Consider the following 17,118-nt stretch of genomic DNA (forward strand, 5'->3'; position numbering starts at 1 on the left):
TATTAGAATGATATGAAATTCAATATATCTTTAAAGGTACTTCCTTTGTTGGCATGCGGTATGTTGATGGCTTCTTGTAATGATTTCCTGAAGCAAGAGCCTCTTACAGATATTACTCCTACCGACTATTACAAGGACGCTACTCAGCTTCAAGCTGTAGCTAATGCTTTCTATCAGACTGTATTGCCATATCATAGTGGTGCAGGCTATGGTACATTCGCATACGATAATGGTACAGATAATCAGACCGGTTCTGATGGCGATTCTAAGTATAAGAAAGGTAGTTGGAAGACAAGTAACGACAACTCTTCATGGAGCTGGAACAATATTCGTGATATCAACTATCAGTTGAATATAGCACAGTCTAACTATGAGAATGGATTGATTGCGGGTAATGAAAATAAGATTCGTCAATATATCGGTGAGTTACACTTCTTCCGTGCCTATGCCTATTTCAGTTTGTACAAGAGCTTCGGTGACTTACCTATTGTGACAGAGGCCATGCCTGACAATGAGGCTATCCTTGTAGCAGCTAATAAGCGTAGTCCTCGCAACGAGGTTGCTCGTTTCATTCTTGCCGACCTGGATTCTGCTGTAACCTATATGGAGCCTGATGGTTGGGAAGCAACCACACGTATCTCTCCTGCAGTTGCTCATCTGTTTGCATCACGTGTAGCCTTGTTTGAAGGTTCTTGGTTGACCAACTTCGCTGGTACTCCGTTCGTTCCTAATGGTGAGGGATGGCCAGGAAAGGCAAAAGACTATAATGCAAATTATCAGTATCCTACAGGTAGCGTTGAGGCTGAAGCTAAGTACTTCTTCCAGAAGGCGGTTGATGAGGCTGCCATTGTAGGTGATGCTTATGTAGGCAAATTGGATAAGAATACAGGTATCGTACCTCAGTCTTTGTCTGATACCAATCCTTATTTCTATAAGTTTGGTAATACCGATATGTCTGCCTATCCTGAGGTTCTTCTCTGGAAGGCCTATAATAAGGGTAAAGGTGTGACTGATAACATTGAGGTGGCTGTAAACCGTGGTAATACCTATACTGGTTTTACCCGTGGTATGATTGATGCCTTTCTGATGAAGGATGGTAAGCCTACTTATGCACACCATGATGGATATGTATATGAAGATACAACGACTCATGCAGTAGTTCGCAATCGTGACCCACGTTTGTTTATCTTCTTGAAGCGTCCTGGTCAGAAGAACGTTCTTCAGGGTGAGGATAATAATATTGCTGCTGAGCAGGTTCGTCCAATAGAGCCAGTTCCTCAAGTGTTTACTCGCTCATTTGACGTAACTTATACTACTGGTTATGCTATTCGAAAGGGTGGTACGTTTAATCAGAACCTGGCAGAAAACCAGGCTGGTTATACTGCATCTATCACATTCCGTGCAACAGAGGCTTTGCTCAACTATATTGAAGCTCAATATATGCTCGACCACAATTTAAATGCGAAGAGCATTTCATATTGGAAGGCAATCCGTGAGGCTGCTGGCTTTACAGGTGAGGCTGCTGACCCTCAGACAACTATTGCTGCCACAGATATGGCACAGGAGTTAAAGGGTTATACCGATGGTTCTGGTACACAATATGATTGGGGCGCATTTTCTGCTGGCAAGGCATTGACTGATCCTACTTTGTATAGTATTCGTCGTGAACGTCGTACAGAGTTGATGGCTGAAGGTCTTCGTTGGATGGATTTGATTCGCTGGCGTTCACTCGATCAGTTGATGAAACAGCCTTATCAGCTTGAGGGCTTCCATCTTTGGAATACTCCAATGGAAAAATGGTATACAGAAGACCAGTTGGTAGATGATGGTTCTGTTACAGCTACAGTATCTTCTCGTAAGTTGACTGAGTATTTCCGTCCTTACCAGATTGTTTCTACCAATATGCTTTACAATGGTATGACCTGGTCTATGGCTCAGTACCTACAGCCAATGCCTTTGCGTCAGTTTATGCTTACAGCTCCTGACCATAAGACATACGGTGATTCTCCGTTGTACCAGAATCCATACTGGCCAATGGAACCAGATGAAGCTGCAGAGCAGTAATGCGATTCTTTTGAAATAACGAATAATTCGCCCAATAGCAAAACACATAAGCTATTGGACGATTTTTTTCCAGCTCTTTTGATTTCTGTATCTAATCAAAATCAACTTAAAACATAAATCATGAAACAAATTAAACTGAAAACGGGGATAGTGACAGTATTGTCAATGTTCTTTTTATTATCATTCTGTAGTTGCAGTTCCGGTAATGATTCCATGGAAACTGATACTCCTGTAAATCCCAAACCATCGGATGTGAAGCTGATGAATAAATCAAAGATAGCCAACTATGGTAAGTACTATTGTCCTGGTACATGGAATGAAGGATTTGAAAAGGGACCTGACTACATGCTCCGCAGCGATGCCAGATGGTCGTGGTGGAGAATGAAGCAGAGCGAGCACTTCTTTGTGTTCTGGGAGCCTGGCTTTGGAGATAATCCTAATGCGGAATCTGTACCGGAGGCTTTGCGTGTGGATATTGATGACTTGTTGCAGAAGGCTGAGCAGTTCTATAAGACCAATGTAGAGAAACTCGGTATGGCAACTGTCGGACAGGGAAAATCGGTCCTTGACAATCATAAGATGCAGATTTATCTCCTTTATCAGACAGAATGGCTTGCTACTGGTTCTGGCTATGATGACAAGATAGGTGCCCTTTGGGTAAATCCATCTACCTGCAAGCCGGTTGGTTCAACCATCGGTCATGAGATAGGGCACTCTTTCCAATATCAGGTTTCTGCCGACAAGCTCTTCACGGGTGAGGCTACGCCAATAGATAAGGCTGATGGTTCTCAGTTGGTGCCTGCAGGTTTCCGTTATGGCTTTGGTGAAAATGGTGCTGGCGGTTGTGCTTATTGGGAGCAATGTGCTCAGTGGCAGTCGTTCCAGGATTATCCTAACGAGTGTTTCGACCAGGATGCTCATTATGCTGTTTGGCTCAAGAATCATCATCGCCACTTCAACCATGAGTTTATGCGTTACGCAAGCTACTGGTTCCAGTATTGGTTTACTGAAAAACATGGCATCGACTCATACGCCCGTATCTGGAAAGAGAGCAAATATCCAGAGGATCCGCTCCAGACTTATATGCGCATCTATTGCAACAATAGTCTTGATGCACTCTACAAGGATTTGTATGCGTATAGTGCTCATTGTGCTGACTATGATTTCAAGGCTGCACATCAGTATAAGAAGGAGGCTGCCATCAACTATTCTACCAAACTGTATAAGAACGATGGCTATTATCAGGTGGCTTATACTAACTGCCCGGGTACAACAGGTTTCAATCTCATCCCGCTGAATGTTCCTGCTTCGGGCAAGGTAAGTGCAATGCTTGAAGGTTTGGCTCCTGGCTCTGCTTTGGCAGCTGCTGATCCTGGTACTGTGGTAGATGGAGATGGTAATGCCAAAAGTAATGTGACTAAGTATAATTCACAGAGCAATACTCAGCAAAATTATCGTTATGGTTTTGTGGCAATCACCAAGGATGGCAAGTCTCATTATGGAGAGATGCATACAGGCAAGAAGGGCACAGCAACCTACGAAGTTCCTGCCAATACAGAGCGATTGTACCTCTGTGTACTGGCTGCTCCTGATAAGTATAATCGTAATGCCTGGGATGATGATGAGACCAATGATGAGCAATGGCCTTATCGTGTGAAGTTCTCGGGTACAGACTTGCTTGGCAACGTGACGATACCTGAAGGCGACCCTACTGATTTGGAGACTTCACTTGAGGTAAGTCTTGACGCAAGCAGCGAAAGCTATCCTCTGCATACCTTCAATCTCTTGAATAATGGTGTCATGGAGAAGATAGCCAAGGCATTCAAACTTCAGCCTTCAGAGATAGCTGGTACGACGTTGGATGCTGGAACAGTTAAGGCTGATGGATTCTCTGGTCCTGCCGATGGCAAGGTGGCTGTGGGCTTGACCAATCCTGATGGCAAGGTGTCGTATGCTTACTCTGCCAATGGCATTGGTTTCTGGATTGCAGCCGATGGCACAGCCAGTTCTTGGGGCGATGCTCCTATCTACTATGAGTATGATGCCGGTGGATATGGCTTGACCGTAGGGCATAATCCTGGTCACTCCGAAAAGGGCAAGACTTATATCATCAAACCAACGATGGTATATAATAAAGGTGGCAAGCTCCATAAGGCTGTTATTACCATCAAAATGAAATTCGCATAGTTAATATAGTTAGTTCCGTTGCTGACGTAAAACTGTTGTTTTGCGGAATGCAACGGAACTTTTTTCTTTCTCCACTTATATTGATAACACTCTCGTTTCTCCTTTTAATACGTACATATCCGAAGCGTAAGGTGTGTTGTCTTAATACTCTATAATTCATAGTTTAAACAGTCATACATCCACGTTTATTTGGTTTGAACATCTTGATTTGTGAGGTTGCTGCCATATGCCGGCAGCAATCACATACATCTAATTCTTTAAGGTGATAGATAGGTCTTCTCTCATTATATCAGCTATGTGTTTTAGCCTTTTAAGAATACTAAAGAAAGTATCCTTTCATCAAAATAATAAAGAAATACGATATTTATATCATTTTAGACGATATTGCGAGCGTTTTTGCAAGATTATCAGTACTTTTGTGGCGAAATATCAATAACGAAAATAATAAATAACGCAAAAATCATAACCGAAATGAAACGAATCTTTTTATCGCTGATACTCACAGCGGCAACCTTGCCTTGGGCTACTGCAGTCCTGGCACAGCAGGACCCATCTGAGGCTCCTGCCACCAGACCCGTAAATCCCGTATCTGCACCACAGAAACTCATCTTCGTACCGGACTCTCTGAAACCCTATGATTTCAACAAGGATGATGAGAGATGGTGCTGGCGACATAGTGCACAGACCCAGAATATCGTGTATTTCTGGGAAAATCCATTCGGAGACAATCCGCAGAATCCTCCTTCGCTCGAAGGTAAACCGATGAAATTCGACCTGGGCAATCTGCAGACTCAGGTAGAACGGTTCTACCGTTTCTTCCGCGATACCCTGAAGTTTTCTCTGCCGGGAAGTATCTGCGACAAGTATAAGATGATGGTGATGGTGAACTATTCGCTGGAAGGAACTGCTTACGGCGGAACTTACGATGACTTTATCGGCGCGCTCTGGGTAACCCCTAACCGTATTCAAGATAAGAAACTCAACTGTCTGGCTCATGAGTTGGGACATAGTTTCCAGCTTCAAATCATGGCAGACAAAACGGGCGAAGCCTGGGGAGGAAGTGGCTTCTTCGAGATGACATCCCAATGGATGCTCTGGAGAGTGAATCCCGACTGGATAACAGATGAAAAGTATCATTTCGATGCCTTCAGACAGCTTACCCATAAGGGTTATCTGCATCTGGACAACATCTATCATTCGCCATACGTGATAGAGTGGTGGGCTGAGAAGCATGGTTTGGAAAGCATTGCCCAGCTCTATCGGGAGGGAAAAGTAGGAGAGGACCCGGTTGTTACCTACAAGCGGAAGTATAAGATGACTCAGAAGCAGTTTAATGATGAGATGTTCGACTGCTACCGCCATCTTGTGAACTTCGATTTCGGTTATGCTCGCAAGGAGACCCGTCCTTATGCTTGCACCTTTGATACCAGGATGCTGAAGCAGAAGAATGGTTATCTCCGTCCGGATACAGCTTCGGTTCCTGAGAACTATGGTTTCAATGCCATCAAGTTGGAAATCCCGAAGGCTGGCAAGAAGGTTACTGTAGATTTCAGAGCCCTTGATGCCGAGGGTAAGGTGTTCAAGGCATCCAAGGACAAGATGGCACGCACCATCGGTTACCGTTATGGTTTGGTGGGAGTAACCGCCGATACCGATGAATGCGTCTACAGCCCGATGGGCGAAGCGATGAATGGAAAGGTTTCGCTTGTGGCTCCAAAGTCCCAGCCTCTCAAGGCGCTCTATCTCGTGGTGATGGGAGCTCCTTCGAATCATTCGCTCGATCCTTCTTCCCGCCGTTTCCCTTATGAGGTAAGAGTGAAATAAGAGTGAAGTACGGATTGGATAAGAATCATCTGCTTAAAATAAAAATATCATCGCTTATGAAGAATAAGACTTTTATGAAGAATAAGACTTTATTTGCTGCATCCCTCGCCTTGATGATGGCTTTGCCGATGCAGGCACAGCGCTTTGAAGACAACTTCGAAGATAAGACGCTGCGACTGGATTACATCGTGGCGGGCGATAGCGTGAACCAGGCTATCTATTTTGAACAGGCTTACAGCAACCCTACATGGGCGGGAAGAAAGACAAGACTGGATGAGAAATTCCTGAACGGAAACGGACAGGTGACCGTGTATGAGCATGGTACCAACAAGGTGCTCTATGTAAATACTTTCTCAACACTCTTCCAGGAATGGCAGCTTACTCAGGAGGCGAAGCATCTGCAGAAATCATTCGAGAGCAGTTTCCTCGTGCCGTTCCCGAAGAAGCCGGTGGATATAAGCATCACCCTGAGCGATACGCATCAGAAGGTGACTGCAGAACTGCGCCATACCATCAATCCACAGGACATCCTCATCCGACCATTGGGCGAGAATGGCATCCCTTACCGCTACATCGTGAAGAGCGGAGAGACTGCCGACTGTGTTGACCTCGCCATCATCGCCGAGGGCTATCGCCAGGACCAGATGGATAAGTTCTATCAGGATGCGCAGCGAGCAGCCGATGCCATCTTCGAGCGCGAACCTTTCGCTTTGCTCAAGTCGAGATTCAACGTGGTGGCTGTTGCGGCTCCATCGCTCGATGAGGGACCAAGTATTCCGCACGACGGGAAATGGAAGAATACGATGGCTTGCTCTCATTACGATACTTTTTATTCGAACCGTTATCTCACCACGAGCAAGATTCATCGCATCTATGATGCCTTGAGTAATGTGCCTTTCGAGCAGATCATCGTATTGGTGAATTCTCCTACGTATGGTGGCGGCGGCATCTATAACCAGGTAACGCTTTCCACCTCTGATCATCCTACGTTCAAGAAGGTGCTGGTACATGAGTTCGGTCATGGCTATGCGGGCTTGGGCGATGAGTACAGTACCGATGAGTACGACCCGATGTATCCTGGTGATACCGAGCCTTGGGAGCCGAACCTCACCACGCTGAAGAATTTCCAGAGCAAGTGGGCGGATATGATGCCGAAGGGTGTGAAGATTCCTACGCCGCTTGCCAAACTTCCGGATCATAAGAATATCAGAAACGCGAAGGAGCAGAAGAAACTCAACGATGCCGTCTTCAAGATTGGTGTGTTCGAGGGGGCGGGCAACCAGAGCAAGGGATGTTACCGTCCGGCACAGGTTTGCCGTATGCGAATCAACGAAGTGGATGATTTCTGTCCGGTTTGCCAGCGTGCCATCCGTCGCATTACAGATTTCTATACTGGGAAATAATATTTTCCTAACTGGAGAAAAAACTTAAGAAGTTAACAAGTAAAATATCAAGCATAATGAAGAATCAGATTTTAGCTCTTTCGCTGTTGAGCGCAGCTTTGGCGATGCCGGCAGCTACAGCTTCAGCACAGGGCACATTAGAAGATTACAACAGAGCCTATGCGCTGCGTCATCAGTTTTCTGCCGACTCCGTGTTCCATTGGGCACGTTCATCGGCTTGGTGCGACTCCACCCACGTACTGCATTATCAGATTTCTACTCCTCAGGGCAGGAAGTTTGTTTCCTATGATGCCGACAAGGATGAGATGAAGACCTATGATTCGCAGGAAGCGATGGAGAAGGCGCTGGGCATCAAGCCTCGTCCTGCCAACAAACCTCAGTTTGGCAGACGCCATGAGCGCCATTGGATGGAGGTAGATGAGGAGAAGGAGGCTTATCCGGTACTTTCGCCCGACGGCAAGATGGAAGCCTACATCGAAGGTTACAACGTGGTGGTTCATGAGGCAGGAAAACCTTATACCGAAGCCAAGCGAATCCTTACTCAAGATGGTACCATCGGCTGCTATTACAGCAACCGCATCCAATGGAGTCCAGACGGCAAGCACATCTTCGTATGCAAGCGTGTTCCGGTAGAGAAACGCTATGCCTACTACGTAGAATCTTCGCCTGCCGACCAGCTGCAGCCTATCCTCCACAAGCAGGAGTATGCCAAGCCGGGCGATGCCCTGCCACAGCACTATCCGGTCATCATCGATGTGGCTACCGGAAAGAAGGTGGAGGCTGACAAGCATCAGATAGAAAACCAGTATGAACTGGAGTGGATGCAATGGACACCAGACAGCAAGGAGGTGACGATGGAGTACAACCAGCGTGGGCATCATCTCTATCAGATGCTGGCGATGAATGCCGAAACCGGCAAGCTTCGTACCGTGGTAGAGGAGCGTGCCAATACTTTTGTGAACTATGGTCGTCTGTGGCGTCAGTTTATCAAGGATGGCAAGCAACTGCTCTGGATGAGCGAGCGCGACAACTGGAATCATCTCTATCTATACGATGTGCAGAAATCGAAGGTTATCCGACAGATTACAAAGGGCGACTGGTTTGTTCGCGGCATCCAGCGTGTGGATGAAGAGAAGGGAGAAATCTATTTCTCGGCTAGTGGCGTGAACAAGAATGAGGACCCATATCTGGTGCATTATTATAAAATAGGTATCGACGGCAAGAATATGGTGGCGCTCACTCCTGAAGAGGGAAATCATAGTGCTCAGTATACCTATGATTACCGTTATCTCCTGGATACCTATTCTAAGGTGGATGCCGCTCCTGTTACCGTGCTCAGAGATGCGCAGACCGGCAAGCTCGTCAAGACCCTGGAGACGGCTGATATTGCAACGCTGAAGAAGCACGGATGGGTTGCTCCTGAGGTATTTGTGGCTAAGGGGCGTGATGGCAAGACTGATATGTGGGGCATCATCCAGCGCCCGACCAATTTCGATCCGAACAAGAAATATCCGGTTATCGAGTATATCTATTCGGGTCCGGGCGATGCCTATACTCCGAAGAGTTTCATGCCATACAACTGGTACACCACTTCGCTTGCCGAACTCGGTTTCATCGTAGTCCAGCTCGATGCGATGGGAACTTCCTATCGCGGCAAGAAGTTTGAGGAGGTTTGCTACAAGAATCTGAAGGATGCCGGATTCCCAGACCGTGAGCTCTGGATCAAGGCTGCAGCCAAGAAGTATCCTTATATGGATGCTGATAATGTGGCAATCTATGGCTGTTCGGCAGGCGGACAGGAGAGTACTACAGCCGTATTGCTGCATGGCGATTTTTACAAGGCAGCCTATAGTGCCTGCGGCTGTCATGACAATCGGATGGATAAAATCTGGTGGAACGAGCAATGGATGAGCTGGCCTATCGATTCCAGCTACGTAGAGTGCAGCAACGTGGAGAACGCCCACAAGCTGGAGCGCCCGTTGATGCTGGTGGTAGGTGAGATAGATGACAACGTAGATCCTTCGAGCACTTATCAGGTGGTGAATGCCCTGGAAAAGGCGAATAAGGATTTCGAACTCGTGGTGATTCCTGGAGCCCATCATACCATGGGCGAACTCTATGGCGAGCACAAGCGTTACGATTTCTTCGTGAAGAATCTGCTGGGTGTGAAACCGCCTAAATGGAGCGATGTAAAGAGCAAGTAATTCAGGTTTCAATCTGTTGATAGTGAAACTTCTCACTTGAATTATTATTTAAGTTTTGCCCTGAAGCAAACGGATAGTCTTACTTTTAAAAAGTAGCTATTTGCTTGTTTCGGGGCTTTTTTTGTTCTTTTTGTTGTATTTCTCGTTATATTTTTGTAATTTTGCGGCATTAAATTATCTAACAACAGAAAATAAAGACTCATATAATGAGAAAGATATCTACTCTAATGGTTTCTGTGCTCTGCATGATGATGCCTGTAGGGACTGAGGCGCAGGTGCCGACAGCCTTCGTCTCGAAAGGGGCTACGGATATTCAGGCGCAGCCACATTCGGTAACGCAAACCAACTCGGGTGCACAATTGGCTGCTATCGACCCTATGGTGCGCTCTATCACGATGGATGATGGATTGCCGAGTAATGCTGTGCGTAGCGTGGTTCAAGGTTCCAAGGGATACATGTGGTTTGGTACAGACAACGGATTGTGCCGTTTTGACGGATACGATGTCAAAACCTATTATAATCCCTTTACGACTGTAGACCAGTTTGTGAGCGCCCTTACTGCTTGCGAAGAAGGACTGCTGGTAGGTTGCAATAATGGAGCCTATCTGTTCAGTAATGCAACCGACCGATTCCAGAAACTGAGTGATAAGATTACGGCGCCTGTCCTAAATTTCTCGCTTGACGGCGATCAGAATGTTTGGATTTCTACCAACGGACAGGGCGTATTCAGATATAATCGGACTACTCACGAACTGCATCAGTATCCAATGAAGAATATTCAGGGTAAAGTGAAAAGTACGCTGGTTGATGCCAACAACCAGGTATGGATGCTCTGTAACCATGGTGAAGCCAGCATCTATTATCTCAATAAGTCGACCGACCAGTTTGAAGCATTCCCTCTGAAGGGCGATGCAACCATGTTTCACGGCATGGCGATGCTGGCTACTCCCGATGGCAATGTTTATGTCGGAACCTGGGAAAACGGACTTTACAAGCTCAACGCCGATGGTAGTGCCGAACAGCTCATCAGCGGAACCTTGAGTAATGCTGTTCATCATATCCATCAGCTTTACTGCAACGACAACAAGTCTCTTCTCATAGCCAGCGATGATGGATTGGTGCAGTATGACATTCAGAACCGTATCTGGCACATGTTGTCGGAAGTCAACAATCCGAGCCGGAGTACGAGCGAGCGCTTTGTTTATGGTATTGCGGATGATAATGAAGGTGGCATTTGGGTATCTACTTACTATGGTGGTGTGAATTATCTTCCTTCTATGAGTTTTGAAGAGCGTTTCCGTGCTTATTCTGCCCGTCTGGGCGGATTGCGCGGTAATGTGGTAGGAAGATTCTTCGAAGACCATCAGCATCGCATCTGGATAGCTACGGATGATGCGGGACTCGACTGCTTTAATCCCCAGACCAACAGTTTTGTTTCTTATCCGGGCAAGGCGGCTATGGGCAAGTATAATGTTCATGCGCTCTTTGCTGATGAAAATAATCTGTGGGTAGGAACCTATGGCAATGGTGTCATCAGAATGAATATGGCTACCGGAGCGCAGCAGGTTTTCCTGACCGATGGAATGGCTTCGGGCGGTAATGCCTATTGTATTTATCGCGACCGGAAAAAACGGCTCTGGGCGGCTACGATGGATGGTGCCAACCTTTTCGATGAAGGACAGCAGAAGTTCTGCAAAATCAAGTCGTTCAAGTCGCTTACCATCGATATCAAGGAAGATCCTCAGGGTAATGTATGGTTTGCTACCCAGGGAGGCGGCTTGTGGCGCTTGGACAAGAATAATGCCTGGAAACAGTATAAATATGTAGAGAATGATTCTACTTCGCTGGTGAGTGATCAGGTAAACTGCCTGGTTATTGGCGAAAAGGGGCAGCTCTATGTCGCAACCGGCGAAGGACTTTGCGAATTTCTGCCTTCAAAAGGTATATTCCGCCGAATCTCCATCGATGCGCCAAGTCAGGATTTCACGAGTCTTGTCATTTCGCAGGGAGTAATGTGGATTTCTACAAGCAAGGGAATTGTGAAATATACGCCGGGTGAACCTGTCCAGCTGTTCAATAAATATGACGGACTCACTTGCGACCAGTTTATGCCAAACGCGGGACTTCTGGCTTCTGATGGCAGAATCTATTTCGGTTCTACAAGAGGTTTCAACTGCTTCTATCCATATCTCGTCAAGATCAACCAGGTAGCTCCTCCTGTAGCAATCACCTCGGTAGAACTCTTCGGTCAGCCGATAGAGGCGGGTAGCGACCAGTTGGAGAAATCTCTGAGTCATGCAGCAGAACTCAATCTGTCTCATAACGAGAATACCATCAATATCTCGTTTGCCGCCCTGAGCTATGTATCGCCTGAGAAGAACCAGTATGCTTACAAACTTGAGGGAGTAGACAAGGATTGGATTTATACCCACGAGCATCGTGCCAACTATACCAATCTTCCTGCCGGAACCTATACCTTCCTGGTTAAGGCAACCAATAATGATGGTGTATGGTCGAAGAATGAGGCAAAACTGAAGATTGTGGTTCATCCGCCGTTCTGGTGGTCTCTGCCAGCCAAGATTCTGTATCTTCTGCTCATCGGTTACGCAATCTACTGGTTCATGCAGAGCCGGTTGAAACGTGAGAAACTCCGTCATCAGGAAGAACTCGACCAGTTGGAACTCAAGCAGGATCAGGAGATGAGAGATGCCCGCCTGCAGTTCTTCACGATGATTGCCCATGAAATCCGTACGCCGGTAACGCTTATCATCGGACCTTTGGAGAGTCTGAAAGAGCATTGGAAACAGGTTTCCGGAAAACTTACTGATGGTGAGACTATCACGCAGACGCTTTCTGTTATCGACCGTAACGCCCAGCGTTTGCTCTTGCTCGTCAATCAGCTGCTCGATTTCAACAAAGTGCAGCAGAAGGGCATGCAGGTTCATTTCCGTTTGAACAACATTTCGAAGCTGATGCATGCTGTGGCAGAGCGCTTTGCTCCTACCTTCGAGCAGAAAAGCATCCGTCTGGATGTAGATTATCCAGCCGATGAGCTCGTGGCGATGATTGACCAGGAGGCCATTACCAAGGTTATCAGCAATCTGATGAGCAACGCCATGAAATATACCGAGGATTATGTACGCTTGTCCTGCCGCTTGCTGGAGGATGGAAACCATTTCCGCATAGAGGTGGAAGACAACGGATTGGGAATCAGTCCTGACGAAAAGGAGAAAATCTTCGGAGTTTTCTATCAGGCACGCGACAACAAACCGGGAACCGGAATCGGTCTCAACATCGTGAAGAATCTCGTTGAGGCTCATCATGGTATGGTTGAAGTAGAATCTGCAGTAGGTAAGGGATCTACCTTTATCGTAACCTTGCCGCTCAACCAGATGGATGCTGTGGTAGAGAAGGCGGATGAAATGGTGAAGGAAGAAGAAACTGTTGCTGAGGAAAATCTGCTGACAGATGAAACTTCAGTTGAGCAAGGTTCTCAAAAGGCAGGCGTTGCTGTTGCCAGTCCGCTTCGTGAACCGGCAAAACCGACGATGCTGATTGTGGATGATGATGAAGACATGCGCCAGTTTGTGAAGGCTCATTTCGAAAAGATGTATACGGTTTATACCGCCGACAACGGAAAGGATGCGCTCCGTAAACTGGAGAAACATCCGGTTTCGCTCATCATAAGCGACTGGATGATGCCGGAGATGGACGGTCCGGAGTTCTGCCGTAGGGTGCGTGAAAATTCAGAATATTCTCATCTCCCGTTCGTGATGCTCACGGCAAAGACCGATGATGCGGCGAAGACGGAGAGTATGAACTGTGGAGCCGATGTCTACATAGAAAAGCCGTTCTCGATGAAGTATCTTGAGGCAAGCGTAAGACTGCTTCTTGAGATGCGCCGTCTGTTGAGAAGTAAGTTCTCTCATACTCCGCTTGAGCCGATAGCAGAGATTGCTCCAACTCAGGTTGATAATGCGTTCCTGGAACGAATGTCTCGCATCATCGAAGAGAATGTGGCGAATCCGGAACTCAACGTGGCGTTCCTTGCTGAGAAGATGGGCATAAGCCGCTCTTCGCTCTTTAATAAGATTCGCGGTCTTGCCGATGTTACGCCAAACGAGATGATCCAGCTCGTGAAACTGAAGAAGGGCGCAAAGCTCTTGAAAGAAGGAAACTACCGCATCAGCGAAATCAGCTATATGGTAGGTTTCAGCAGTCCTAGCTATTTTGCCAAGTGCTTCCAGAAGCAGTTTGGCGTCAAGCCGATGGATTTCGTAGCTGCGGAATCGTAGGATAGAAAAACTATTCGGATAGAATAAAAAATCGCCTGGGTGCTCAGATGCATCCAGGCGATTGTCTTATTTGTAAAAAGCCTATTCTTTATTTCTTTGTGGCTCTGATAAAGAAAACGATGAGGCAGATGTAAGCCAGGAGCGAACAAACCTCAGACATCGGATTAACCCACCAGCTGTCGGCGATACTTACCTCGATGCCGCCAAACTTCAGAAGGGCGCTAACCACACCCATCAGGGCTCCACCGGCGATGAAGCCGCTGGCGATGAGCGTTCCCTTCTCACCACGTTCGCTGTTCACCTTGGCATCCTTGCTGCGCGAAGTAACATACCAGTTGATGGCTCCACCCACGAGCAGAGGAACGTTCAGTTCCAGCGGAATAAACATACCCAGAGCGAAAGCCAGGGCAGGAATCTTGAAATAAGTGAGCACGATGGCTATTACGGCTCCGATGCCATAGAGCACCCAAGGAGCTCCCACGCCATTCATCAAAGGGTCGATAACCGCAGCCATAGCATTAGCCTGAGGAGCTGCAAGCGAACCCGATGCGAAACCGTAAGTCTCGTTGAGCAGCATCATCACGCCGCCCACGGTAGCCGCACTCACCAGGGTACCGAGGAATTTCCATCCCTCCTGTTTCTTAGGAGTCGTTCCCAGCCAGTAACCAATCTTCAGGTCGGTAATAAACGAACCTGCTACCGAGAGGGCTGTACAAACTACACCACCCATAATCAGGGCTGCCAGCATGCCGCCAGGACCTTTCAGGCCTACAGCCACCATCACCACAGAGGCGAAGATGAGCGTCATCAGGGTCATTCCCGAAACAGGGTTTGAACCCACGATAGCGATGGCATTAGCCGCTACGGTAGTAAAGAGGAAGGCGATGACAGCCACGAGCAGGATTGCGATAATAGCGAAGAGAAGGTTGCCCTCCATCACGCCAAACCAGAAGAAGAGGAAGGTTACGAGGATGGTAACAAGCGAACCGATAGCGATAATCTTGAAAGAGATGTCGCGCTGGGTGCGCTTCACGTTCTCATCCACATCGCTCTTGCCCTTCAGCTCCTTGGCAGCCAGACCTACGGCACTCTTGATGATGCCCCAGCTCTTGATGATGCCGATGATACCTGCCATGGCGATACCGCCGATACCGATGCTGCGGGCGTAGGCACGGAAGATTTCCTCCGGACTCATCGCACCCACGGTCTTCACGATGCTAGGATCCCAGGCGCTCAGCACGCTATCATGGAAGATAACGCTCATGCCCGGAACAATCAGCCACCATACTACGAGCGAACCCAGACAGGTGAAGAAGGCATACTTCAGACCGATGATGTAACCCAGACCTAATACGGCAGCACCTGTGTTTACCTTGAATACGAGTTTAGCCTTGTCAGCCAGGTCGCATCCCAGACTTACCACACGCGATGTGAAATTCTCGTTCCACCATCCCAGACTGGCTACGATAAAGTCGTAAAGACCACCCACCAGTCCAGCTATGAGCAGCGGCTTAGCCTGGTCGCCTCCCTTGGCTCCGCTCACCAGTACCTGTGTAGTAGCCGTAGCCTCAGGGAACGGATACTTGCCGTGCATATCGCTTACGAAGTACTTGCGGAAAGGAATAAGGAAAAGGATTCCTAAGACTCCTCCCAAGGCCGAAGCCATGAAGATCTTCATAAACGAAGTAGTCATCTCCGGATATTTAGCCTGCAGGATGTAGATGGCTGGCAGGGTAAAGATGGCTCCTGCCACCACAGCACCCGAACAGGCTCCGATGCTCTGGATGATGACATTCTCGCCCAGCGCCTTGCTACGCTTGGTAGCGGTACTTACGCCCACGGCGATGATGGCGATAGGGATGGCTGCTTCGAACACCTGACCCACCTTCAAGCCCAGAAAAGCTGCGGCGGCAGAGAAGATGACTGCCATCACGATTCCCCATGTAACTGACCATCCGTTCACCTCAGGATAAACCTTGTCAGGCGACATCAGCGGCTTATAATCCTCCCCGTCTTTCAATTCGCGGAATGCGTTCTCGGGGAGTTGCAAATTGTCTTTTTCTTCCATTATTTCTCAATTCTGATGATATACTCACTCATGAAACTTGCACCTGGCTGCAGACGGTTCATCAGATACTTGTCCTTAAACTCGCCATCATATTCAGCCCAGTCGCTCAAACCATACCATGGCTCGATGCAGATGAATGGAGCGTGCTTGCCTGTTGGGTTCCAGATACCTACGGCTGGAGTCTTGAACTCGAGGGTTACATGAGGTTCGCCCTGCTCGTTGAGAATGCTCACCTGCTTAACCTGACTCTTGTCGAAGATAACAGCATCTTCTGCGAAAGTCTCCTCGTTTACTTCCCAGATACCCTTGTCGGTTTCTACGGTTTCCTTAGCCTGACGGTCGATGCATCCGCCTACGTTACCATAGAGACGAACAGGAGCCTCGTTGTCGAGTTTCAGGGTAGCCTTCATTTCTTCGCCCTTCTTGCAGCCAGGAACCATGAATGCTGGGTGACCGCCAATCTGGAAGAAGATTTCCTTGTCGTCGGTATTCTCTACGTGCCAGATGACATGAATCTCGTTGCCCTGCAGGCGGTAAGAAATGGCAAGGTTGAAGTGGTAAGGATAGTTCTTCTGAGTCTCTTCGTTGTCGATGAGCGCGAAGGTGAGGCGGTCGGCAGTCTTGCCAACGAGTTTGAACTCTGTATCGCGTGCGAAACCATGGCGAGGAAGGTGATACTCCTTGCCCTCTGTGCGATAAGTGTCTTTCCACAATCCGCATACGATAGGGAAGAGGATAGGAGAGTGGCGGTTCCAGTATTTCTCGTCGCCATCCCAGAGATATTCATTACCATTAGCATCCTTGATGCTCTGAAGTTCTGCTCCGAGAGATGAAATCTCAAGTGTGAGCTGATCATTCTTAATCTGTTCCATTGTTATTAATTCTTTTGTTTAGTTTTTAATGTTTCATCTGATTATCTTTTTTCAAAGATATTGCAAAGGTACAATTTATTTTCGTAAAGCACAAGAAAAGAGCGTTTTTTCTCAGATATTACAATATATTTATACGATTTTGTTAGCTTATCTCGAATATTTGCTGTAACTTTGTAGCCCGAAATAGATAGATAACAAGAA

General features: G+C 47.4%; 8 protein-coding genes. 6 read left to right on the top strand and 2 right to left on the bottom strand.

All coding sequences use genetic code 11. From position 1 onward, the window contains the following. Positions 1-12 precede the first annotated feature (12 nt). The 6 genes from DWV53_RS00870 to DWV53_RS00895 all read left to right on the top strand — a co-directional run bounded on the left by DWV53_RS00870 (position 13) and on the right by DWV53_RS00895 (position 13,977). Positions 13-2,064, top strand: a complete 2,052-nt coding sequence (locus tag DWV53_RS00870) for a RagB/SusD family nutrient uptake outer membrane protein (protein WP_118151009.1) — start codon at positions 13-15, stop codon at positions 2,062-2,064. A gap of 120 nt (positions 2,065-2,184) precedes the next feature. Further along, positions 2,185-4,251: a DUF4859 domain-containing protein gene (locus DWV53_RS00875; protein WP_118151011.1), complete on the top strand. Its 2,067-nt coding sequence runs from the start codon at positions 2,185-2,187 to the stop codon at positions 4,249-4,251. 471 nt (positions 4,252-4,722) lie between these two features. Beyond that, positions 4,723-6,075, top strand: a complete 1,353-nt coding sequence (locus DWV53_RS00880) for a DUF6055 domain-containing protein (protein WP_118151013.1) — start codon at positions 4,723-4,725, stop codon at positions 6,073-6,075. 56 nt (positions 6,076-6,131) lie between these two features. Continuing rightward, positions 6,132-7,478, top strand: coding sequence for a M64 family metallopeptidase (locus tag DWV53_RS00885; RefSeq protein WP_437181739.1), 1,347 nt, complete (start codon positions 6,132-6,134; stop codon positions 7,476-7,478). A 56-nt stretch (positions 7,479-7,534) separates the two neighbouring features. Continuing rightward, positions 7,535-9,682 (top strand): DPP IV N-terminal domain-containing protein, encoded by a 2,148-nt coding sequence (locus tag DWV53_RS00890; RefSeq protein WP_118151015.1) that lies wholly within the window; start codon positions 7,535-7,537, stop codon positions 9,680-9,682. Positions 9,683-9,888: 206 nt separating this feature from the next. After that, positions 9,889-13,977, top strand: coding sequence for a hybrid sensor histidine kinase/response regulator transcription factor (locus DWV53_RS00895; RefSeq protein WP_259318880.1), 4,089 nt, complete (start codon positions 9,889-9,891; stop codon positions 13,975-13,977). A gap of 88 nt (positions 13,978-14,065) precedes the next feature. Here DWV53_RS00895 and DWV53_RS00900 read toward each other — a convergent pair whose 3' ends face one another. Together DWV53_RS00900 and DWV53_RS00905 are read right to left on the bottom strand one after the other, a co-directional pair. Further along, the gene (locus tag DWV53_RS00900) at positions 14,066-16,045 is read right to left on the bottom strand and encodes an OPT family oligopeptide transporter (RefSeq protein WP_118151017.1); all 1,980 of its coding nucleotides are present in this window, start codon (positions 16,043-16,045) and stop codon (positions 14,066-14,068) included. Further along, a complete protein-coding gene (locus tag DWV53_RS00905) occupies positions 16,045-16,917 on the bottom strand; it encodes an aldose 1-epimerase family protein (RefSeq protein WP_022121584.1) in 873 nt (290 codons plus the stop codon). The genes DWV53_RS00900 and DWV53_RS00905 overlap by 1 nt, the downstream gene beginning before the upstream one ends. Between the last annotated feature and the right edge of the window lie 201 nt (positions 16,918-17,118).

Source organism: Segatella copri, from assembly GCF_003465495.1.
Classification (GTDB): Bacteria; Bacteroidota; Bacteroidia; order Bacteroidales; family Bacteroidaceae; genus Prevotella; species Prevotella copri_G.

Coding starts and splice junctions, on each gene's coding strand:
- DWV53_RS00870 (WP_118151009.1), top strand. CDS start 13: ATGAAATTCAATATATCTTTAAAGGTACTTCCTTTGTTGGCATGCGGT.
- DWV53_RS00875 (WP_118151011.1), top strand. CDS start 2,185: ATGAAACAAATTAAACTGAAAACGGGGATAGTGACAGTATTGTCAATG.
- DWV53_RS00880 (WP_118151013.1), top strand. CDS start 4,723: ATGAAACGAATCTTTTTATCGCTGATACTCACAGCGGCAACCTTGCCT.
- DWV53_RS00885 (WP_437181739.1), top strand. CDS start 6,132: ATGAAGAATAAGACTTTTATGAAGAATAAGACTTTATTTGCTGCATCC.
- DWV53_RS00890 (WP_118151015.1), top strand. CDS start 7,535: ATGAAGAATCAGATTTTAGCTCTTTCGCTGTTGAGCGCAGCTTTGGCG.
- DWV53_RS00895 (WP_259318880.1), top strand. CDS start 9,889: ATGAGAAAGATATCTACTCTAATGGTTTCTGTGCTCTGCATGATGATG.
- DWV53_RS00900 (WP_118151017.1), bottom strand. CDS start 16,045: ATGGAAGAAAAAGACAATTTGCAACTCCCCGAGAACGCATTCCGCGAA.
- DWV53_RS00905 (WP_022121584.1), bottom strand. CDS start 16,917: ATGGAACAGATTAAGAATGATCAGCTCACACTTGAGATTTCATCTCTC.